At 65.7% G+C, this 19,450-nt stretch carries 16 protein-coding genes; 9 read left to right on the plus strand and 7 right to left on the minus strand.

Annotated elements, in window-relative coordinates:
• Positions 1–278: 278 nt before the first annotated feature.
• Positions 279–1,073, minus strand: a complete 795-nt coding sequence (locus ACQR2C_RS31710) for an SDR family oxidoreductase (RefSeq protein ID WP_434873316.1) — start codon at positions 1,071–1,073, stop codon at positions 279–281.
• A 24-nt stretch (positions 1,074–1,097) separates the two neighbouring features.
• Positions 1,098–1,793: a PAQR family membrane homeostasis protein TrhA gene (trhA, locus tag ACQR2C_RS31715; protein ID WP_315759485.1), complete on the minus strand. Its 696-nt coding sequence runs from the start codon at positions 1,791–1,793 to the stop codon at positions 1,098–1,100.
• A 191-nt stretch (positions 1,794–1,984) separates the two neighbouring features.
• On the opposite strand from trhA, the gene ACQR2C_RS31720 reads away from it, so the two are divergent.
• Both ACQR2C_RS31720 and ACQR2C_RS31725 read left to right on the plus strand, forming a co-directional pair.
• Positions 1,985–3,448, plus strand: coding sequence for a YcjX family protein (locus ACQR2C_RS31720; protein WP_434882895.1), 1,464 nt, complete (start codon positions 1,985–1,987; stop codon positions 3,446–3,448).
• Positions 3,445–4,473 (plus strand): YcjF family protein, encoded by a 1,029-nt coding sequence (locus tag ACQR2C_RS31725; protein WP_434882896.1) that lies wholly within the window; start codon positions 3,445–3,447, stop codon positions 4,471–4,473. The genes ACQR2C_RS31720 and ACQR2C_RS31725 overlap by 4 nt, the downstream gene beginning before the upstream one ends.
• Before the next feature lie 3 nt (positions 4,474–4,476).
• On the opposite strand, the gene ACQR2C_RS31730 is transcribed toward ACQR2C_RS31725, so the two are convergent.
• A complete protein-coding gene (locus tag ACQR2C_RS31730) occupies positions 4,477–5,982 on the minus strand; it encodes a glycosyltransferase family 39 protein (protein ID WP_434882897.1) in 1,506 nt (501 codons plus the stop codon).
• Positions 5,983–6,199: 217 nt separating this feature from the next.
• Between ACQR2C_RS31730 and ACQR2C_RS31735 the strand changes: the two genes are divergently transcribed.
• The 3 genes from ACQR2C_RS31735 to ACQR2C_RS31745 all read left to right on the plus strand — a co-directional run bounded on the left by ACQR2C_RS31735 (position 6,200) and on the right by ACQR2C_RS31745 (position 9,838).
• Positions 6,200–7,924, plus strand: coding sequence for an adenylate/guanylate cyclase domain-containing protein (locus ACQR2C_RS31735; protein ID WP_315803177.1), 1,725 nt, complete (start codon positions 6,200–6,202; stop codon positions 7,922–7,924).
• A 252-nt stretch (positions 7,925–8,176) separates the two neighbouring features.
• The gene (locus ACQR2C_RS31740) at positions 8,177–8,377 is read left to right on the plus strand and encodes a cold-shock protein (RefSeq protein WP_315713975.1); all 201 of its coding nucleotides are present in this window, start codon (positions 8,177–8,179) and stop codon (positions 8,375–8,377) included.
• A 252-nt stretch (positions 8,378–8,629) separates the two neighbouring features.
• Complete coding sequence (locus tag ACQR2C_RS31745; RefSeq protein WP_434882898.1) at positions 8,630–9,838, plus strand: CaiB/BaiF CoA transferase family protein; 1,209 nt, start codon at positions 8,630–8,632, stop codon at positions 9,836–9,838.
• Position 9,839: 1 nt separating this feature from the next.
• On the opposite strand, the gene ACQR2C_RS31750 is transcribed toward ACQR2C_RS31745, so the two are convergent.
• Both ACQR2C_RS31750 and ACQR2C_RS31755 read right to left on the minus strand, forming a co-directional pair.
• Positions 9,840–11,408, minus strand: a complete 1,569-nt coding sequence (locus ACQR2C_RS31750; protein WP_434882899.1) for a hypothetical protein — start codon at positions 11,406–11,408, stop codon at positions 9,840–9,842.
• A gap of 130 nt (positions 11,409–11,538) precedes the next feature.
• Positions 11,539–13,542 (minus strand): hypothetical protein, encoded by a 2,004-nt coding sequence (locus ACQR2C_RS31755; RefSeq protein ID WP_434882900.1) that lies wholly within the window; start codon positions 13,540–13,542, stop codon positions 11,539–11,541.
• Between the two features lie 1,217 nt (positions 13,543–14,759).
• On the opposite strand from ACQR2C_RS31755, the gene ACQR2C_RS31760 reads away from it, so the two are divergent.
• Positions 14,760–14,999 (plus strand): hypothetical protein, encoded by a 240-nt coding sequence (locus tag ACQR2C_RS31760; RefSeq protein WP_434882901.1) that lies wholly within the window; start codon positions 14,760–14,762, stop codon positions 14,997–14,999.
• A gap of 40 nt (positions 15,000–15,039) precedes the next feature.
• Positions 15,040–15,981: an HNH endonuclease gene (locus tag ACQR2C_RS31765; RefSeq protein WP_434882902.1), complete on the plus strand. Its 942-nt coding sequence runs from the start codon at positions 15,040–15,042 to the stop codon at positions 15,979–15,981.
• A gap of 192 nt (positions 15,982–16,173) precedes the next feature.
• Here ACQR2C_RS31765 and ACQR2C_RS31770 read toward each other — a convergent pair whose 3' ends face one another.
• Positions 16,174–16,392 carry a hypothetical protein gene (locus tag ACQR2C_RS31770; protein WP_434882903.1) on the minus strand — a complete coding sequence of 73 codons (219 nt, stop codon included), beginning with the start codon at positions 16,390–16,392 and terminating at the stop codon, positions 16,174–16,176.
• A 206-nt stretch (positions 16,393–16,598) separates the two neighbouring features.
• On the opposite strand from ACQR2C_RS31770, the gene ACQR2C_RS31775 reads away from it, so the two are divergent.
• The gene (locus ACQR2C_RS31775) at positions 16,599–17,459 is read left to right on the plus strand and encodes a hypothetical protein (protein WP_434882904.1); all 861 of its coding nucleotides are present in this window, start codon (positions 16,599–16,601) and stop codon (positions 17,457–17,459) included.
• A 117-nt stretch (positions 17,460–17,576) separates the two neighbouring features.
• Here the strand turns inward: ACQR2C_RS31775 and ACQR2C_RS31780 are convergent, their stop codons facing one another.
• Positions 17,577–18,221, minus strand: coding sequence for a glutathione S-transferase family protein (locus ACQR2C_RS31780; protein WP_434882905.1), 645 nt, complete (start codon positions 18,219–18,221; stop codon positions 17,577–17,579).
• Positions 18,222–18,308: 87 nt separating this feature from the next.
• Here ACQR2C_RS31780 and ACQR2C_RS31785 point away from each other — a divergent pair, with 87 nt between their 5' ends.
• Entirely contained in the window at positions 18,309–19,277 is a 969-nt protein-coding gene (locus ACQR2C_RS31785) for a helix-turn-helix transcriptional regulator (RefSeq protein WP_434882906.1), read from the plus strand.
• Positions 19,278–19,450 lie beyond the last annotated feature (173 nt).

Below are 19,450 nucleotides of genomic sequence, written 5' to 3' on the forward strand. Positions count from 1 at the left end.
GCGCCCTTCGTCTGTTCGGAGGGAGCCAAATGACCGTACAACTCGGACGCCCAAGGTCGCGAGAACGCGAGGTCATGTCATGAGCCGTGCGGATATGGACGCAGGACCTGCCACGCCGTCATTGCGAGCGAAGCGAAGCAATCCAGGGCAGCGCTCGCGACTCTGGATTGCTTCGCTTCGCTCGCAATGACGGAAACGACCAATGTCCGATGTGTCGCGAAGGGTCCACTGTCAGATTGTCCGACAACTCAAATCATCCGACGACAATGGCTGCAATCCTACTTGCCGAACTCGTCCCGCATCTTCGCCTGGATCTTCGCCATGCCGCCGAGCCAGCGGTCGTAGTTCTCGGTCTTCTTGCGCATGTAGCCGAGAACCTGCGGATGCGGGAGAATCAGGAAGCTCTCCTCGGCAAGCCCTTTCAGCACGTCCTGCGCGACCTGCTCGGGTGTCAGATCACCGTCGCCGGATTGCGGGCCCTTCGGGATCGATCGCAGCATGTCCGTGTCGACGCCCTGCGGACAGAGGATCGAGACCTTGATGTTGTCGGCCTTGTGCGAGATCGCGAGATTCTCGGCAAATCCCACCGCGGCATGCTTGGTGGTGGAGTAAGGCGCGCTGCCGACCTGCGACAGCAGGCCGGCCGCCGAGATCGTGTTGAGGAAATAGCCGCCGCCGCGCGCCTTGTAGCGCGGGATCAGATGCCGCGCCGCGTAGACATGCGCCATCACGTGAATGGCCCAGCTCCGCGCCCACGGCTCGTCGGAGGTGCCGCCGACATTGACCGACAACGGGTCGAAGCCGCCGCCGATGCCGGCATTGGAACAGAACAGCGCAATCGGCCCGAACTGCCGCTCGGTTTCCTCGATCACGTGCCGGATGTCGGCTTCCTGGGAGACGTCGCATCTGAAGGCGGCGCCGCCGATGCCATCAGCGACGGCCTTGGCGCCGGCTTCGTCGAGATCGGCCACGATCACCTTGGCCGCCCCAGCAGCCGCGAACGCCTCGCACAGCGCCTTGCCGATGCCGCGGGCTCCGCCGGTGACCACAACAATCTTGCCGGTCACCTGCATGCAAAGCCCTCCTCGTGGAATTTTCTAGGTCAAGACCAGGTCGAGCACCGCGGTATAATGAAAGCCGGCGCCCAGCAACACGAAACCATGCCAGATCGCGTTCTGGAAGCGCAAGCGCCGCCACGAGTGGAAGATGACGCCGAGGCTGTAGAGGATGCCGCCGGTGAGCACGCAGGCCAGGACCGAGGCCGGCATCACCGAGATCACCCGGTCGTACATCATGACGCCGCTCCAGCCGAGCGCGAGATACAGCCCGATCGACAGCGCGTCGAAGCGGCCCGGCCAGCGCAGCTTCAGAACGATGCCGAAGATGGCGACGCCCCAGACCCCTAGCAGCAGCGCGGCCGAGAACACCGTGTCCTTCAGGGCGGCGATGAACGGCGTATAGGTGGCCGCGATGAGCACGTAGATGGCGGAGTGGTCGAAGCGGCGCAGCACCCATTTGGTCGGCGACACCGGCCACAGATTATAGGTTGCCGACAGCGTCAGCATCGAGAGCAGTCCCGCGACATAGATCGACACCACCACGATGTCGACGGCGCTGGCATAGATCGAGGTCAGCACGACGAGCACGGTTGCGGCGACCAGCCCGGCGGCGATGCCGACGACGTGGACGACGCCGTCCGCGATCATCTCGACCTTGTCGTAGTTCCAGCGCATCGCGCCGGTGGCGGCATGGACGGAGGTCGAGGCGAACTGCTTCAGTTGAAATACGGTCATGTCAGAGCCTGGTGCCGGTTTTCCGGGACAATTGTGCCGGAAGGATTATGGTTTCCAGTGGTCAACGTTCCGTTCAAAGTCTGGTTCTATCCGGAAACGGGCCGGAATTGTGAGCTTGAATCCGGTGTTTTGCATCGCCACCTGTCAACAATCGCTCACGCCCTTTTCAACTGGCGAATTCCCCTCCTCCCATGGTGACCTTTTCCGAACTCGTCGAGGAAGCGCGGCTCTCGGCCCGTGCCCTGCTCGATTATGGCGAGAGCTTCCTCAACCCGACCGTCCGCCTTGGCGTCACCGGGCTGTCGCGGGCCGGTAAGACCGTGTTCATCACGGCGCTGATCCACGACCTCGTTCGCGGCGGGCGCATGCCGGTGTTCGAGGCCTTGGCCTCGGGCCGCATCGCCCGCGCCTATCTGACGCCGCAACCCGACGACGGCGTGCCGCGCTTTGCCTATGAGAGCCACGTGCGGGCGCTGGTCACCGAGCGACGCTGGCCGAGCTCGACCGTCGACATCAGCGAGCTCAGGCTGGTGATCGAATTCCAGCGCGCCAACGGCGCCGAGCGGACGCTCACGCTCGACATCGTCGACTATCCCGGCGAATGGCTGCTCGACCTGCCGCTGCTGAACAAGAGCTATGAGCAATGGGCGCGGGAAAGCCTCGCGCTGTCGCGCAGCGAGCCGCGCGCGCATGTCGCCAGGGACTGGCACGCGCATCTGGCGACGCTCGCCCCCGAAGGCCGCGAGGACGAGTCGGCGACACTCGAGGCCGCACGGCTGTTCACCGACTACTTGCGCGCCTGCCGCGACGAGCGCTTCGCTATGAGCCTGCTGCCGCCCGGACGCTTCCTGATGCCGGGCAATCTCGCCGGCTCTCCGGCGCTGACCTTCGCGCCGCTTGACGTGCCGGCCGACGGCCAGGCACCGAGCGGCTCGCAATGGGCGATGATGGCGCGGCGCTACGAGTCCTACAAGGACATCGTTGTCAGGCCGTTCTTTCGCGACCATTTCGCCCGGCTCGATCGCCAAATCGTGCTGGTCGACGCGCTGGCGGCGTTCAATGCCGGACCGGAGGCGCTGCACGATCTCGAGGCGGCGCTGACCGGCATTCTCGATTGCTTCCGCGTCGGACGCGGCAATCTGCTGACCGCACTGTTCCGGCCGCATATCGACCGCATCCTGTTCGCGGCGACCAAGGCCGACCATCTGCATCACACCAGCCACGACCGGCTCGAAGCCGTGCTGCGGCGCGCCGTCAACCGCGCGGTGGCCCGCGCCGAGAGCACGGGCGCTGCGATCGATGTGGTGGCGCTGGCCGCCGTCAGGGCGACGCGCGAGGCGCTGGTTGCCCGCGGCCGCGACAAGCTGCCGTCGCTGCTCGGCACGCCGGCGGCCGGCGAAAGCGCCAATGGCGAGATCTTCGACGGCGACACCGAGGTGGCGACCTTTCCGGGCGAGCTGCCGGCCGATGCCGAAGAGCTGTTCAAGGGCGGCGCCTATCGCGGCCTGTCGAGCACCGCGGCCGACGGCACCGATTTCCGCTTCCTTCGCTTCCGCCCGCCTTTGCTGACCTCGGACGCTGGCGGCGAGCCCGCTTTGCCCCATATCCGCATGGACCGTGCCCTTCAGTTCCTGATCGGAGACCGGCTGCAATGAGCGATCGCGCCAAGCCTCGTCGTCCCCAGACCTTCCGGCTTGATGATCCCGACGTCGTCGTGGTCGATGCCGAAGAGGCCACGCGGCCGGGCCGCGGAACCATCCAGATCACGCCGGAGGCCGATCCGGCGCAATTGCCGGTGCCGGTCGAGACCGTACTGCCGGCGCGGCGCAGCTTCGGCTGGGGCGCACTTTTCTGGGGCTCGGTCACGGGCCTCGTCCTGCTCGGCCTCGGCCTCGGCGTCACCAGGTTGATCGAGGATCTGTTCGCGCGCAGCGAGGCCCTCGGCTATGTCGGCGCGGGATTCGCGGCGGCAGCCGCGGTCGCATTGGCGGCCGTCATTGCCCGTGAGACCTACGGGCTGGTGCGTCTCGCCACCATCGAGAAGCTGCATCAGCGCGCGGCCGCCGTGCTGCTGTCCGACGATCGCGCCGAGAGCCGCGCGGTGGTCGCCGAGCTGCTGCGGATCGCACATGCCAATCCGCGGCTGGCGCGCCCGCGCGCGGCACTCGCCGGCCACGCCGACGACATCATCGATGGCGGCGACATGATCAAGCTTGCCGAGCGCGAGCTGATGGCGCCGCTCGACGTCGAGGCGCGACGGCTGGTGTCGGTCGCGGCGCAACGTGTATCCGTGGTCACGGCGGTCAGCCCGCGCGCGCTGATCGACGTGCTGTTCGTCTTTGTCGCGAGCCTGCGGATGATCCGGCAGCTCGCGCGGCTCTATGGCGGCCGTCCCGGCGCGCTCGGCATGATCAGCCTGTTGCGCCATGTCGTCGCGCATCTCGCCATCACCGGCGGCATGGCCGCGAGCGACAGCCTGATCCAGCAGGTGCTGGGCCATGGCATCGCAGCCAAGCTGTCGCAGCGCCTCGGCGAAGGCGTGCTCAACGGACTGCTCACGGCGCGGCTCGGCCTCGCGGCCATCGACGTGACGCGGCCGATGCCGTTCGCCGCGCTGCCGCGGCCGGCGCTCGCGGATCTCGCCAAGGATCTCCTGCGCAAGCAGGAAGAGCAGGAATGAGGCTCAGGCCCGCGGCGCGGGGTCGAACTCACCGGCGAGCCAGCGCCATTGGTACAATGGCGAATCCGGCGGCGGCGCCAGCTCGGGCGTCCAGCCCGTCAGCCTGCCGAACGCGTAGGTGTCCATGACGCGGCCACGCCAGCTCCGCTCGACGCGTCCGAGCGGCTCGCGGCGTGCGGTCGTGCCCGCCAGCAGCGGGCCGGCATTGTCCGGCTCGCGCACGACATAGAGGCCGGCATGTCCCGCGATCAGGTTCATGCCGGGATCACGAAAGCCGATGAAGCGGGCGCGCTCGTTGATCTGGATCACCGGCACGCGGCCGCGAAAGAACCACCGCATCATCGCGTAGGTGCGATAGTCGGAGGTCGCGATCCAGGTCGCGCCGATCTTTTGCAGCTCCTGCTCGGCGCGCGCCGCCACCTGCTGATAGCCCGCCTCGGCGCCGATCGGGTCGGCCCGTCCCAGAAAATTCCAGGGCGCGGCGACGTAATAGAGGAAGATCAGGACCACCATGGCGATGCCGCTGACGACGGCGATGCGCGCCCAGCGCACGGTGGATCGGACGAACCAGGCGGACGCCCCGTCCTGCGGCAGCTTGACGATATTGATGGCGACCGCCGCAAACCCGATCGGCCACATGAACATCGGCCAGGTGTCGCCGATCCGCAAGGTGAACGACTTCCAGAGGAAATAGAGGAACGGCACCAGCACCGCCGTCGACAGCAGGATCGCGACCGGCTCCCGCGTGCGATAGCCGCGCCAGGCCGTGAAACTCAGCGCCGACAGCGTGACCGGCAGCAGGACGAAGCCGACCTGTCCGAACTGCAATCCGATGTAATCGCCGAGCGTCCGCAACGACAACTCATGCGGCGCGGTGGCGCGAACGAACTGGAAGCGGAACGAGGCCCAGTCGTGCTGAACGTTCCAGATCAGCACCGGCGAGAACACGGCCAGCGCAATCAATGCTCCGCACCACGGATAGGGACTGAGGAGCCAGCGGCTGCGCCAGGCCGGGACGAGCACGAACGCCGCCACGGCGGGCAGCAGCATGACGACGGTGAATTTGGACAGCAGCGCCAGCCCGCCGAACAGTCCGGCAGCGAGCCACCAGCGACCGTCGTCGCTCTCGGCGAGCCGCACCAGCGCCCAGATCATCGCGAGCGCAAACGGGATCACCGCGACGTCCGGGGCCACCTTGGCCATCAGCAGGCCATAATAGAGCGCGGCCTCTGGCAGCAGCACCACGATGATCACCGCCCGCATATTGTGAGTGGCGCGGCGAACGATGTCGGCGAGCAGGAGCTGCGTCGCGCCCATCGCGAGGATGCCGGCAAAGCGGACGCCGAGATTGGTATCGCCGAACAGGGCAGTGCCCAGCCGGATGAACCAGGCGATCATGGGCGGATGATCGAGGAAGCAGAGCTGCAGCTCCTTCGACCAGGTCCAGTAATAGGCCTCGTCGGTGCGCAGATCGAGCGCAGCGGCGTAGACGAGACGGATGATCGTCATGCTTGTGATCACGGCCGCCGCCATCAGCCACGCAGCGCGCGTGGACCGAAACTTTGGGCTGTCGATGCCTGGGGAAATGGCCGTCACGCGGTGCTTTTCCCCGACTCCGCCGGGCGAGTCAACGTTCGCTCGCGCCGCCGGATGACCGCCGCCATCAGCCCTCTAGGACAACAGGGAATAAATCTCTAGCATTGCGGCTCCAGATCATACGGACCACATGACCATTTCGATTTCCCATCGTTTACAGTCCGCCCGGCGCGGCATCGGTGTGCGGCAGGTACGGCTGATCTGCGGCTTCATCCTCTTCAGCTACCTGCTCAGCCATTTTCTCAACCATGCGCTCGGCAACATCTCGCTGCAGGCCCTCGCCGAGGGCGTGTCCTATCATGTGGCGTTCTGGCAGTTTCCTCCGATCGCCGTGCTGTTCTATGCGGCCGCTCTCACCCATGGCGGGCTCGGCGTGTGGGCGCTTTATCAGCGCCGGCAATTCAGCCGCAGCACGATGGAGCCTCTGCAGCTGCTGCTCGGCCTCAGCATCCCCGCGTTGATCTTCAGCCACATCGCCGGCGTCCGCATCGGACAGGCCCTGTACGGACAAGAGAAGCTGTACCCGCAGGTTCTGTACTCCTATTGGACCGGCCCGTCCTGGCGGATCTGGCTGATGTCGGCCGCGCTGCTGACGTCATGGGCGCATGGCTGCATCGGGCTGCACTTCTGGCTGCGGCTCAAGCCGTTCTACAAGCGCGCGGCGCCGTGGCTGCTCGCCTGCGCCGTGCTGATCCCGGCGCTGGCGCTGCTCGGCTTCTACCGTGGAGGCCGAGACGTCATCGCGGCAAGCGCAGCGCCGCAGTGGCGGGTCGAGAATCTGTCGCGGCAGATGGGCACGCCCCTGGAGCAGGCAGTACTCGAGACCATCATGAACGGCTTCCTGATCGGCTATGGCGGCCTGATCGGCTTGGCGCTCGCCGCGCGCGGCGTGCGAGCGGTGCATGAGCGACGTGGCGGCATGGTCACGCTATCCTACAACAATGGCCGCTCCATCCGGGTGCCAAAGGGTTTGTCCGTGCTCGAGGCCAGTCTGCGCAACAACGTACCGCATGCCAGCATGTGCGGCGGCCGCGCGCGCTGCTCGACCTGCCGCATCAGGGTGATCGGAGATCCCGGCGCGCTGCCGCCACCCTCGCCTCGCGAGGCCTTCGTGCTCGCGCAGATCGGCGCGGCCGACCCGTCGGTCAGGCTGGCCTGCCAGTTGCGCCCCACCGGCGATCTTTCATTCTTTCAGCTGTTCATGCCGAACCCGACACCCGGCGAGCGCACTAGCTCGCGCGCCGGAATCGGGCAGGAGCGCTACCTCGTCAGCCTGTTCGTCGACATGCGCGGATCGACCGGCCTCGCTGAGAAACGGCTGCCGTTCGACGTCGTGTTCATCGTCAACCGCTTCCTCAGCGCCGTCTCCCAGGCCGTGCTGGCGAATGGCGGGCAGCCCAATCAGTTCGTCGGCGACGGTATGCTCGCGCTGTTCGGACTAGCCACCGATTCACATGTCGCGTGCGGCCAGGCGATCCAGGCGGCGCGCGACATCGCGGCCAACATCGCCGAGCTGAACGCGTTCCTCAGCCATGATCTGCATGACCCGATCCGCTTCGGCATCGGCATTCACGGCGGCGAGGTGATCGTGGGCGAGATCGGCTATCGCGACCACATGGTGTTCACCGCGCTGGGCGACGCCGTCAACGTCGCATCACGACTGCAGGACATGACGAAGACCCTCGGCTGCCAGGTCATCATCTCGGACGAGGTCTACGCGCGGGCGCGACTTGCCGCCGACGTGCTGCCGCAGCGCGAGGTCGAGATTCGCGGCCGCGCCGAGCCGATGCGCGTCAGGACGGCCATGGATGCCGCCGAACTCGCGATGCTCTCGGACGAAGGGACGGCTGCATGACGAGTTGCGTTGAACCTGTTTGCAGCCTGCGCTGTCATACCGAGAACGGTTGCAGCGGGTCCGCGGCGACGGGCGGAACGGTGGCGTTGCGGTCAAAAGCCGCAAAGCCGCCACGATATCGATCATTTCGGGCCAAAACCGCCCGCTGTTTGCGCTATCACGCCTGTCACAACCGCAGTATTCTCGAATTCCGGGCCTGACGGTTTGCGGGGACCGCCGGTTCGAATTGGATTGATCCCGCGGAGGCGACGTATGGCTAAAGGTACGGTCAAGTGGTTCAACCCGACCAAGGGCTATGGCTTCATCCAGCCTGCGGCCGGGGGCAAGGACATTTTCGTTCACATCTCCGCCGTGCAGAAGGCCGGGCTGGCGACCCTCAACGAGGGCCAGACCATCGAGTACGACGAGATTGCCAACCGCGGCAGGAGTTCGGCCGAGAACCTGAAAGTGTAGCGGATCAATTGGCGCGCCATTCCGCCTCGCGGCTTTTCGGCGCGATCGTTCCCCTCACCAAGCCAGCATGATTGTCGACACGTCGAAATAGACAGGAGCGGTGCCCGCTCCTGATCACATCTTTACGCTTGTTTGTAGTTTCAGCTCCCTCCCCGCCATTGCCTCGCCCGCCCGCCCCGGGTCAAATGCGCCTCGAACCGCGCCGACAACAGAATTCCAGCGCGCGGAAACAAGCGACGGGAGCGACGCATCATGGACGACAACGGCATTTTCCATGGCCTGAAGGTGCTAGACTGCGCGAGCTTCATCGCGGCTCCCGCAGCCGCCACCGTGCTTTCCGATTTCGGCGCTGACGTCATCAAGATCGAGCCGCCCGGCGCCGGCGATCCCTACCGCAACCTGCCGAACCTGCCGGGCTATCCGCGCAGCGAGCATAACTACGCGTGGTATCTTGAAGCCCGCAACAAGCGCAGCCTCGCGCTCGACCTGTCGAAGCCGGAAGCGCAGGCCGTCCTGCATAGATTGGTCGGTGAGGCCGATGTCTTCATCACCAACTTTCCGCCGTCGGTCCGCGCCAAGCTCGGCCTCACCCACGACAAGCTCGCGCCGCTCAATCCACGGCTGATCTACGCGTCGTTCACCGGATATGGCGAGAAGGGCGAGGAAGCCGACAAGCCCGGCTTCGACAGCAATGCCTATTGGGCGCGCTCCGGGTTGATGGACCTGGTCCGTGCCGACGAGAGCACGACACCCGCCCGCTCCGTCGCCGGCATGGGCGACCACCCCTGCGCGATGGCGTTTTATGGCGCGATCGTCACGGCGCTTTACCAGCGCGAGAAGACCGGCAAGGGCTGCCATGTCGCCTCCAACCTGATGGCCAACGGGGTCTGGGCAGCCTCCGTGCTCGCCCAGGCCAAGCTTTGCGGTGCGACCTTCGTCGAGCGGCGGCCGCGCGAGCGCGCGCTGAACGCGGTCGCCAATCACTACAAATGCCAGGACGGCCGCTGGATCATGCTGTCGCTCCTCAATGAGGAGAAGCAGTGGCCGATCCTCGCCCGCTGCCTTGGCCGGGAGGAGCTGATCGACGATCCGCGCTTCATCACCAAGGCCGATCGCCACGCCCGCTCGGTCGAGCTGATCCATGAGTTCGACGCGGTGTTCGCGACCAGGCCGCTGGCCGAATGGCGCCGTATCCTCGACGGCAGCGGGCTCGTGTTCGGCGTGGTCGGCATTCTCGACGACATCCCGAACGACAGGCAGATGATCGAGAACGATGTGCTGGTGCCGTTCGAGAACGACACCATGCTGACCGTCAACAGCCCGATCTTCATCGACGGCCAGCGCAAGGTCGCACCGCGCAAGCCGCCCGGCATAGGGCAGCACAGCGACGAGATCCTGCGCAGCGCCGGCTTCGACGACGAGGCCATCCGCGACCTGCGCGCACGCGGCGCAGTAGCCTGAGCTAGCGCGTCGCGATGAAGCACATGCCGAACCGCGTCGCCGGCCCGGTCTGACAGGACAGGTTCGCGGCGCAGGTCCAGGTCGAGAAGCTCTTGTCGTTGTCCGTCGCGTCAGCGTGGCGCGCGTAGCAATGCCCGCCCCAGCCGTCATTGTAGACCGTGCCGGCGAGCTCATCGCTGCCGCGCAGCTGCGGGCGGCTGGCGAAGCCGCGCGAGAAATCCGGCGTACGGCCCTCGGCAAAGGCGTTGAGGATGTCGCGCCGGCGGACCTGGTCGCCGAAGAAATGCGGCGAGCCCGGCACCACCACGGTGTTGGACGGCTTCTCCGCCATCCAGTCGACACCGGGGAAGTGGAAGCCGCCGATGCCGCGGGTCTGATGGCAGCCGCCGCAGCTCGAATCGTTGAGGCGACGCTCGAAGCCTGCGACCGACTGGATGTTCTGCAGCACGATGCCCTGCGCGGCCGCCTTCTCCAGCGCGCCGACCACATCGGACTGGGTGAACACCGCGCCCTGCCCGGCCGCGCTCCCCTGCACCAGCCCGTAGGCCGGCAGCAGATCGGAATTGACGAAGCCGACCGGGGTAGGCGCCACCGCAACCTTGGCCAGGAACTGGTCGGGGATCACCGCGGTGCCGCGGTCGAGCTCGCCGAGATGGACGGGGTCGAGCAGCCAGGCCTTGAACTCGCGCGCCAGCGCGGCATCCGAAAGCAGCCGGTCGCGATCGACCTGATCCTCCAGCACCGCCTCCTCGAACGTCCCGCTCGCGGCCTGATAGTCGAACACCTTCATCATGTAGTCGGTGCGGAAATCGCGGATCGCCGATTTCGGCGCATGCGCGATCTGCAGGTTGGTCTCGATGCGGTGGATGTTCTCCGGCCTGATCAGCGCCAGCGGCCCGTCCGGCGCCGTCAGCTTCGCGGCAAGCTCCGGCCCGGTCAGTTGCAGATCGGACGTCGCCAGCCACCGCTTGGCGATCTCGGCGCAGCTCGGGGAGTTGCTCTTGGCTTGCGCGTCGCTGCGCGCCTTGAGCACGATGTTGAGCGTCATCGGCAGCCGCGGCGAGGCGACCTCGCCGTCCTTGGCCTCGGGCGGCGTCGTCCGCGTCAGGCGGTACAGCAGCCGCACCTCGCCGCAATGGTCGGGATCGACGAAGGCGCGATCCATGCGATTGACGACACCGGCCAGCACGAAGCGGGCATCGGACGAATCGAGCACGGTGCGGTCGAACAGCTGGAACGCGTAGGACGTGCCGACGCCGATGCTCTCGTTCGGCAACGTCGTCTTGTGCTTGTCGACGTAGCGGTCGAACTCCGCCTCGAGCGCCTTGCGCACGGGGGCCATCGACGGCAGCGCGAACAATGCCGCGTCGGTCAGCGGCGCATCGCTCGCGCGCGCGAGCATCTTTCCGAGGCCGAACGCGCCGTTGTCGAGCTCACGCAGCGCGAACGGCTCGAGGATGGCGGCGCCGCGCTCGATCGGCGCGCTCTCGTCCGCGTAAGCGAACGGGGCGCAGCACAGCATCACAAGGCCGAATACCGACAGTCGCAAGATCCGCCTCCTCGATTCCATGGCGCAACTGACGGCCTGCTAGCCCTCGAAGATAGCCGAAAGGCGGGCGGCTTCGGACAATTGTGCGACGAGGCGCCTCACGTCGCGGTGAGGCGCCTCGTCAGATTCGTCTCCCAAAACACATGGTCGGTCAGCGCGAGACGACAAGCCCCTTGGTGGTGACGACCACCCAGCGGCCGTCCTGCTTGCGGATCGCGTCGACCTTGCCGAGGCCCGGCACGGGATCGCCGGCATAGACCTCGTAGAGGCCGCCGCGGCCCTCGATCAGCGCACCGCCACGACCGACGTCGCGCAGCACCCAGCCCTCGACGACCTTGGGCTTGGCGGCCTCCGCGCGGTTCGGCTCCGGACGAGCAGCGGCCTCCGCCCGCGCCGGCTCGGTCCGGCTCGCCTCTGCCCTTGCTGCCTCGGTCCTGGCTGCCTCGGCGCGGTTCGCCTCCTGGCGGCTCGCCACCCCCGCGGGCGGGGCCGCCGCATTGATCGCGCCCACCGCCTGCGGCACGGATGCCGCGCTATCACGTGACGCCGCCTGCTGCGATGTCGCGGAAGCCTGCGCGGCGCGCAGCCGGTCCACGGCCTCGCTCAGACGCTGCAGCTCGCTCGGCTTGGCCGACGATTTCGTCGACAGGTCACCCAGGATCTTCTCGAGCCGGTCGAGACGCTCGGCGGACTTGTTGAGCTCGACGAGGCTGGTCTGATTGGTCTGGTCGAGGCTCGCCTTCAGCGCGGCGACATCATTGTCGATCCGCGCCACCGTCGCGCCAAGCGTGGAATCCGCAGCCTCGCCGGCGGTCGCATCGGCCACGTCACCACCGCCGGAGCGCGTGACGAATTTGGCGGTGACCAGACCACCGGCAACGCCGCCGACGACCATCGACAGCAGCAGGATCGCGGCCATGGCCGGAAGGCCGAGCCTCCCGTTCGCGGCATGCGGCAGGGTCTGCGCCTGCGGAGGCGGCGACGCCCCAGCGGCGCGAGCTGCCGTCGCGGCGGCCGCCGGCTTGGGCGCCGCATCGACCTTGAACGGCTCGGTCTTGAACTTCGCCCTGGCCCAGGCTGCGGCCTTGTCGACGGCGGCAAGAGCACTCGCCTTGGTCAGCGGTCCGGCGGCCGCCTGGACCGGCGTGACCGGACGCGACGCGGACGCCTCTGGCTTGGCTGCCGATGCCGGCTTGGCAACGGGCTCCAGCTTGGCAACCGTCTCTGGTTTCGCCGCCGGCTCGGGCTTTGCGGCCGGCTCGGGCCGGATGACGGCTTCCGTCTTGGTGGCAGTCACGGGCTTGATCGGCGCATCCGGCTTGATGGGCGCGTCCGGCTTCGGCGAGGTCGCCGCCATCGGACCCACCTTCGGCGCATTGGCCGCGAGCGCCGACAGCTTCGGCGTCTCGACCTTGAGGAGCTCGCCGGCCGCCGCCGCCTTGATCGGCTCCGACTTGACCGGCTCGGTCCTGATCAGATCCAGGATCGTCGAGGGAGATTTCGCAGCACTCGGGATCGCTCCGGCTTCGACCTTGCCCGGCACCGTGCCCCTTGCCGCCTGCGACTTTGTCAGCTCGGGCTTGACCTTGTCGGACTTGCCCTTGTCGGATTTGACCAGGTCGAGCCGCGCAGGCTCGGGCTTGGCGCGCTCCAGCTTCACCGCCTCGATCTTGGCGGGCTCGATCTTCTCCGGCTCGGCCGTGACGGCTTCGCTCTTGGCCTGCTCGGGCTTGATCGTTCCGATCTCGGTGCCGGCCGTCATCCCGGTATTGATCGCAGAGCTGTTGATCGCTGGGCTGTTGAGCCCAGGGCTGTTGAGCCCAGGGCTGTTGAGCCCAGGGCTGTTGGGCGCAGACTTGGCGTCGGTCGTGGCGCCGTCCAATGCAACCGGTCCGGCCTTGGTGTCGAGCTGCGGCTCGGGCGCGGTCACCGCTTCCACGATTGCCACCTTGGGGTCGATGCCCGGACGATCAGCCGCCGGCGCTTCGTGATCCGGCGCGATCATGGGCGGGGCCACCGCGGCGATCGTGGGCACGGCCGGATCGACTGCGTCCGGGGAGGCGGATGTCGTCAGGGCCGGGTCGACGCTCGCAGGGGCCGCGCCAGTCGTACCGGCCACGCCAAGGCTGGCCCGTTCGGGCTTTTGGTCGCTCACGTTCAGAGTCTCCGCATGACGTTGAGCACTTGGTAACCTTAGTTAGCGTTCGATTGATTGCCAAAATCTTACTTTTGCAGGGCTTACCTGAGTTTTAGGGATTCATACCGGGCGGATTTGCGCCGACAAAGTGGAGCAGATGTGGCGGGCGGTGCCCGAATATTCAGCTCTGGGGGCCCCATCCGGCAGCAGCACGCACGATTGGCACGCGGCGCAGCGTGGTCGACGCGGAGTCAAACAGAGCCGCTCTCGCGGCGCGATTGCACCCGAGCTTTGACCATCATTCCCTCCGCATCGGTCGGAGGGCGCAGGGAAGGCCGGGTGCCGACTGGCACCCGTGGCCCCCGTGCGGAAAGATTGCACGGGGCAGGAACCACAGGTTCAGCCGGAGCGACCCGGCCTTCCCTGCGCGATGGCGTTACGGCTGCTTCGTAGTCTCCCCGGTGCGCCGGGCTTTCTGGTCACCGTCATCCGCACGAGGCGAAGCCTGCATGCGAACTTGGCATCGGCATCGGGATGCCAGGACCCTACGACTTGACCGTCCGTACCGCGCTTGCTCGCCGGCCCGCTTGCGCAAAGCCCCAAGCCCGATACGGCCACCGCTCCCCGCTGCTACGCCTCGTGACGATCGGCCGAAACGTCCCTCTTCATCGCAGGCGGGATGGCCGGGATCATCGTCGTGATTTGCCCGACGCGACAAGTCGGCAAGCGTGCGACAAACTGGCTCGACGGGCAGTTGGCGCATGACGGGATTGCGGGAATTGCCCGTCGGGCTGCGTGGGAATGAAAGGTGGTTGTACGTTCATTCCGTCTTGTGCAGCGTTACTGTAATTTCCCCGTAATCTCCATTGTCTGTCAGCTTTGCTCTGGGGACTCTAACTCTTGGGCACGCCGCAGGCGAATTCCCGGCGGCTGCAGCGCCAGTTCGATCACGCTGCGTCGATGTTATCCGAAACTGCACAGGTTCTTTAGTTCTCCACAGGATGCGCCTGTGAATAGCTGGGATAATGTCTACGATTTACGGTTGCCGACGGGGAAGCATGTTCCACTAGCTCTGACGATTCGGGGAGGACCGCCAGCTTGCGACTGGCGGCCCCGAATTGCCCGCGCAATCCAGCCGGACTGCGGGCCAGTTGCTGGTGTTCACAGCACCAGCATTACATTCGGTCATCACCGACAGGTCAAGTCCGGCATTGTCTCAGTCGAGAGAATGTCGAATGGCTAGCTACAAGTACGGCAACTATCTTGCACAATCCACGCACGACGCTTTTGATCAGGACCATGGGCCGGGAGAAGCGGCCCCTTTCGCCGGCATATACCGGTGCATGGGCTGTCATCGCGAGATCGGCATTGCATCGGGACACATCCTCCCGCCACAAGGTCATCACGCGCACACTGCGGAGCAAGGATCGATCCGCTGGCGCTTGATCGTCTACGCGGACCACAATCCAAAGTGAGCATCAGAAAAGGAAGTCCGACGAAAGTCGGACTTCCACCTTGTCGAAAGCATCAGCGACTGCCTCAGCAATGTCACACGGCCACACCCGAATTCCGACACGCGGCTTCTGCATCTACTGCCGCAGAAACGACGTTCGTTTAACCGATGAGCACGTCGTTCCCCTCGCACTCGGCGGCCAGCACATTCTCGAAGGAGCGAGCTGTGACGGCTGTGCCGATATTACCAAGATATTCGAGCAGGACGTCGCTCGTGAATTATGGGGTTCGCCGCGCAACAGCTACAACGCTCCGAGCCGGCGCAAGAAGGAGCGGCCCAGCCATATCATTCTGGCCGATCCTGAGCGGCCCGAGCGTACTGTCAAGGTACCTTACAGCGAGTACCCGGCTGCTATGGTCTTCTACAAAATGGGCAAAGCCGGATTGCTCGAAGGGCTTCCCGAACACGTCGATGTCTCTTCGGTCTGGAAACTGGTTGCCATCTCCGACCAGGAAAAGGCGAATGTCTTCATCGCAAAGTACGGCATGAAAGTACCATCTCGCTTCCGGCATGTGCCAAAGAGCTTCGCCCGCATGCTGGCGAAGATCGGCTATTGCCACCTCTTGACTGAGTTGGAACCCGGAACGTTTCGGCCGATCTGCTTGCCTTACATTCTGGGTACCAAGCCCAATGCGTCCTTTGTTGTCGGAGGCACCCTCGACGACGCGCCTCCCGATACTGTCGGTTACCGGCTGGCTACGGCTGCCTTCGGATCGCTAGAGAGATTAATGCTCGTCGCTGAAATTCGACTCTTCTCAAATAACCAGACACCAACCTATCACGTCGTGGTCGGGGACGTGAGCGGCCGTGAGCAAGTCCTGGCGGTTCTATCCCGGATTGGGCCGTTTAAGCATATAGGCGAAACATCCAGCAGCGCCGCTATCAGCAAAGAAGACCACTGGTCTCCTCGCGTGTGGCCGTTACCGTTTTGGTATGCAGATTGACATAACAGAGAAGGCGCCGGCTCTGGTCGCATGTGTTCGCCGCATCACCCGACTAGGGCAAGATCACCACGACGACCTAGTTCAAGTATAAATTCCGTATCTCGAATCTTGATGGCGCGGGCGGCAATCCGGTCTTCTTCGGAATTACGAATTACGGAATTGCGGCGCGTCGACATGATCAGTCGGCCTTTTTCAGTCTGCCTTGGTGCGGCGAAACTCTTCGCCGAGCGAATGCCAGATGTGGGAATAGAGTCGTCCGAACTCGGCCGTTTCGCGCAACCCGACGGCATCCCGGGGCCGGGAGAACGAGACCTCGAAATCATCCTTCAGCCGGCCGGGGCGCGCCGATAGCAGGATGATGCGGCTCGCGAGCGTCAGCGCCCCGCCGAGGTCTTGCGCGACGAACAGCACCGTGTGCCGCTTACGTTCCCAGATCCTCGAGCAGCGTCTTGTGCATCTCCAGCTTAGTGGGTATCGAGCGCGCCGATTCGGAATTCTGCTGCGCTCTCCCGTCATTTTAAATGAACGCTCTGGTTGCTTTCGTAGACTAATACCCTGTGTTCGGGCTATTTTTGTTCGGGCTATTTTTCATTTTCAGCATTTCAAGGGGAGCGCTCATGCGAAAGCTCATTTCTTCGATCGGATTTTTGTGCGCCGCACTTTTGATCCTTGCCTCGTCAGACGCGCACGCGCAGGCGACGCGGACCTGGGTGTCCGGCGTCGGCGACGACGTCAACCCGTGCAGCCGCACGGCGCCCTGCAAGACCTTCGCCGGCGCGATTTCGAAGACCGCAGCCGGCGGTGAGATCGACGTGCTCGATCCCGGCGGCTACGGCGCCGTCACGATCACCAAGTCGATCACCATCGACGGCGGGGGGACCATGGCCTCGGTCCTGGCGTCGGCGACCAACGGCATCAACGTGAATGCCGGCGCCAACGACGTCATCATCCTGCGCAATCTGAGCATCAACGGCGCCGGCACGACCCTCGGCCTCAACGGCGTCAATTTCCTCGCCGGCCGGAAGCTCGTCATCGAGAACTGTACCGTCGAGAACTTCTCGCAAAGCGCAATCTCGGTCACGCCGTCCGGCGCCGCGCAGGTGGTGATCGCGGACTCCTCGCTCAAGGCGTCCGCGTTCGGCGTCACGGTCTCGACCGCGAATTCGAGCAGCGCGATCAGCGTGCTCGTCTCGAACACGAGGACCATCGAAAATGGCAATGCCGGAATATCCGCCACGGTCCCGGCCGGCAAGCCGGGGATGGGCGTGTTTCTCGATCGGCTGACCTCCGAGTTCAACAACACCGGCGTTCTGGCAAGCGGCAACGGCGCCATCGTGACGTTGGGAAATTCCGTCATCCAGGGCAATTCCAACGGCGTCGTCCAGACCGGCGGCGGCTCCGTCTCGTCCTTCAAGAACAACGCGATCAGCAACAACGGCGTCGATGGCACGCCGCTCACGGGGATCAGCCTGAACTAGCGAGGCCGTTGCGGGCAGCCCGGCATCTGGCGACCGGGGCCTGGCGGACATCATGCAATCACATCAGCGAGGTCCTGTTGCCGGCGAGACCTCGCTCGATTGCCTCGATGCTGGCGCTCAGACGCCGGCGGCGGCCGCGTGCTGGGCCGCCATCTCGGCATCCGCAGCGGTGACGCGCTGGAACGCCGGCCGCTGGGTGATGCGCTGGGCGTAGCGCACGAACACCTCCTTGCGCGGCACCACGCCGAACATCATGGTCCAGTTGAAGGCGACGCCCCACAGCACGTCGGCGGCGGTCATGCGCTCGCCGAGCAAATACGGCCCCTTGGCGAGCTGCTGCTCCAGCGCACCCAGCATCGTGTCGTAATCGGCATAGGGCGACTGCGTGACCGGCGCGGGCTCGCGCTTCATGAAATGGTCGATCACGGCCGGCTCGAACGACGCGCCGTAATAGGCGATCCAGCGCAAATAGGGCCCGCGCAGGGCATCGTCGACCGCCGGCGTCAGCCCCGCCTGGGGAAACAGATCGGCGAGATAGATGAAGATCGCGACCTGCTCGGTCACGATCTGGCCGCGATGTCCGATCGTCGGCACCTTGCCGAGCGGATTGACGGCCAGGAATTCCGGCTTGCGCTGCTCGCCCGCCTTCATATTGAGGACATGCAGATCGTAGGGCGCGCCCAGCTCCTCGAGCAGGATGCGCGCGCCCGCGGCGCGGGTCTGCGGCGAGTAATACAGCGTGATCTTGTCGTCGGTGGTCATGATGGTCTCCTCCCATTGCCGGCTGCGGTGGCGGGCTTGTCGCACACCATACCTGACAAGGCGTGTCAGGTATGTTTAAACAACGTCATGCGCGCGAGCCGGCTGCTCTCCATCCTCACCACCTTGCAGGCCAAGGGACAGGTCACGGCGCCCGAACTCGCAGCCGCCTGCGAGGTCTCGGTGCGCACGATCTACCGCGACATCGACGCGCTCGCCGCGGCGGGGATCCCCGTCTATGCCGAGCGCGGCGCCGAAGGCGGGTTCCGCCTGCTCGACGGCTATCGCGTGCGGCTGAACGGGCTGTCCCCGGCCGAGACCGATGCGCTGTTCATGGCGGGCCTGCCCGGCCCCGCCGCAGCCCTCGGGCTCGACGACGCGATGAGCGCGGCGCAGACCAAGCTGGTGGCAGCGCTGCCGCAGAGCCTGCGCGCCAATGCCGGCCGCATGCAGGCGCGCTTCCACCTCGACGCGCCTGGCTGGTTCGGCGAGTCCGAGGAGCCGCCGCATCTGCGCGCCATCGCCGACGCCCTCCTCGCCGAGCGGCAGATCGACATCCGCTATCAGACCTGGCGCGCCGAGAAGCGCCGCCGCGTCGCGCCGCTCGGCCTCGTGCTGAAGGGCGGCAATTGGTATCTCGCAGGAGGGGTCGAGCGCAGCGTGCGCACCTATCGCGTCGCGCGCATCCTCGACTGCACGGTGACGAACGAGAGTTTCGCGCGGCCCGCCGATTTCGACCTTGCCGCCTATTGGCGCGCCGCGACGGAGCGGCTGGAGGCGGAGCTGCATCCGAAGACGGCCACGGTGCGCCTGTCACCGCTCGGTGTGAAACTGCTGGAAGTGTGGAGCCAGCCTTACGTGCGCGCCCGCATGCGCCTCGCCGACGAGGCCGATGCGCAGGGCTGGCGTATCGCGACGATCCCGACCGGGACGACGCTGTGGCACGCCGCGGGTGAATTGCTGCGGTTTGGCCCCGAGGCCGAGGTGCTCGATCCGCCGGAGTTGCGCGCGAAGATGGCCGAGCTGGCGCAGGCGATGGCGAAGCGCTACGGCGCCTGAGCTGCGACGGTGTGAGTTGTGGACGTATTTTCCATCCGCGTCGTTGCGAGCGCAGCGAAGCAATCCAGGGTGGAGGGCAGGACTCTGGATTGCTTGGCTGCTGTTTAGCCCGGAGACATAGCTTACACCTGTTCGGGGACATGGTTGACACTTTTGGGGTCACGCAAATCGAT

The sequence above is a fragment of the Bradyrhizobium sp. HKCCYLRH3061 genome (assembly GCF_051168015.1).
Taxonomy (GTDB): domain Bacteria; phylum Pseudomonadota; class Alphaproteobacteria; order Rhizobiales; family Xanthobacteraceae; genus Bradyrhizobium.

Excerpts from the sequence above, each read along its gene's own strand:
- ACQR2C_RS31710 (WP_434873316.1), bottom strand. The coding sequence starts at position 1,073 with ATGCAGGTGACCGGCAAGATTGTTGTGGTCACCGGCGGAGCCCGCGGC.
- trhA (WP_315759485.1), bottom strand. The coding sequence starts at position 1,793 with ATGACCGTATTTCAACTGAAGCAGTTCGCCTCGACCTCCGTCCATGCC.
- ACQR2C_RS31720 (WP_434882895.1), top strand. The coding sequence starts at position 1,985 with ATGGTGACCTTTTCCGAACTCGTCGAGGAAGCGCGGCTCTCGGCCCGT.
- ACQR2C_RS31725 (WP_434882896.1), top strand. The coding sequence starts at position 3,445 with ATGAGCGATCGCGCCAAGCCTCGTCGTCCCCAGACCTTCCGGCTTGAT.
- ACQR2C_RS31730 (WP_434882897.1), bottom strand. The coding sequence starts at position 5,982 with ATGACGATCATCCGTCTCGTCTACGCCGCTGCGCTCGATCTGCGCACC.
- ACQR2C_RS31735 (WP_315803177.1), top strand. The coding sequence starts at position 6,200 with ATGACCATTTCGATTTCCCATCGTTTACAGTCCGCCCGGCGCGGCATC.
- ACQR2C_RS31740 (WP_315713975.1), top strand. The coding sequence starts at position 8,177 with ATGGCTAAAGGTACGGTCAAGTGGTTCAACCCGACCAAGGGCTATGGC.
- ACQR2C_RS31745 (WP_434882898.1), top strand. The coding sequence starts at position 8,630 with ATGGACGACAACGGCATTTTCCATGGCCTGAAGGTGCTAGACTGCGCG.
- ACQR2C_RS31750 (WP_434882899.1), bottom strand. The coding sequence starts at position 11,408 with ATGGAATCGAGGAGGCGGATCTTGCGACTGTCGGTATTCGGCCTTGTG.
- ACQR2C_RS31760 (WP_434882901.1), top strand. The coding sequence starts at position 14,760 with ATGGCTAGCTACAAGTACGGCAACTATCTTGCACAATCCACGCACGAC.
- ACQR2C_RS31775 (WP_434882904.1), top strand. The coding sequence starts at position 16,599 with ATGCGAAAGCTCATTTCTTCGATCGGATTTTTGTGCGCCGCACTTTTG.
- ACQR2C_RS31780 (WP_434882905.1), bottom strand. The coding sequence starts at position 18,221 with ATGACCACCGACGACAAGATCACGCTGTATTACTCGCCGCAGACCCGC.
- ACQR2C_RS31785 (WP_434882906.1), top strand. The coding sequence starts at position 18,309 with ATGCGCGCGAGCCGGCTGCTCTCCATCCTCACCACCTTGCAGGCCAAG.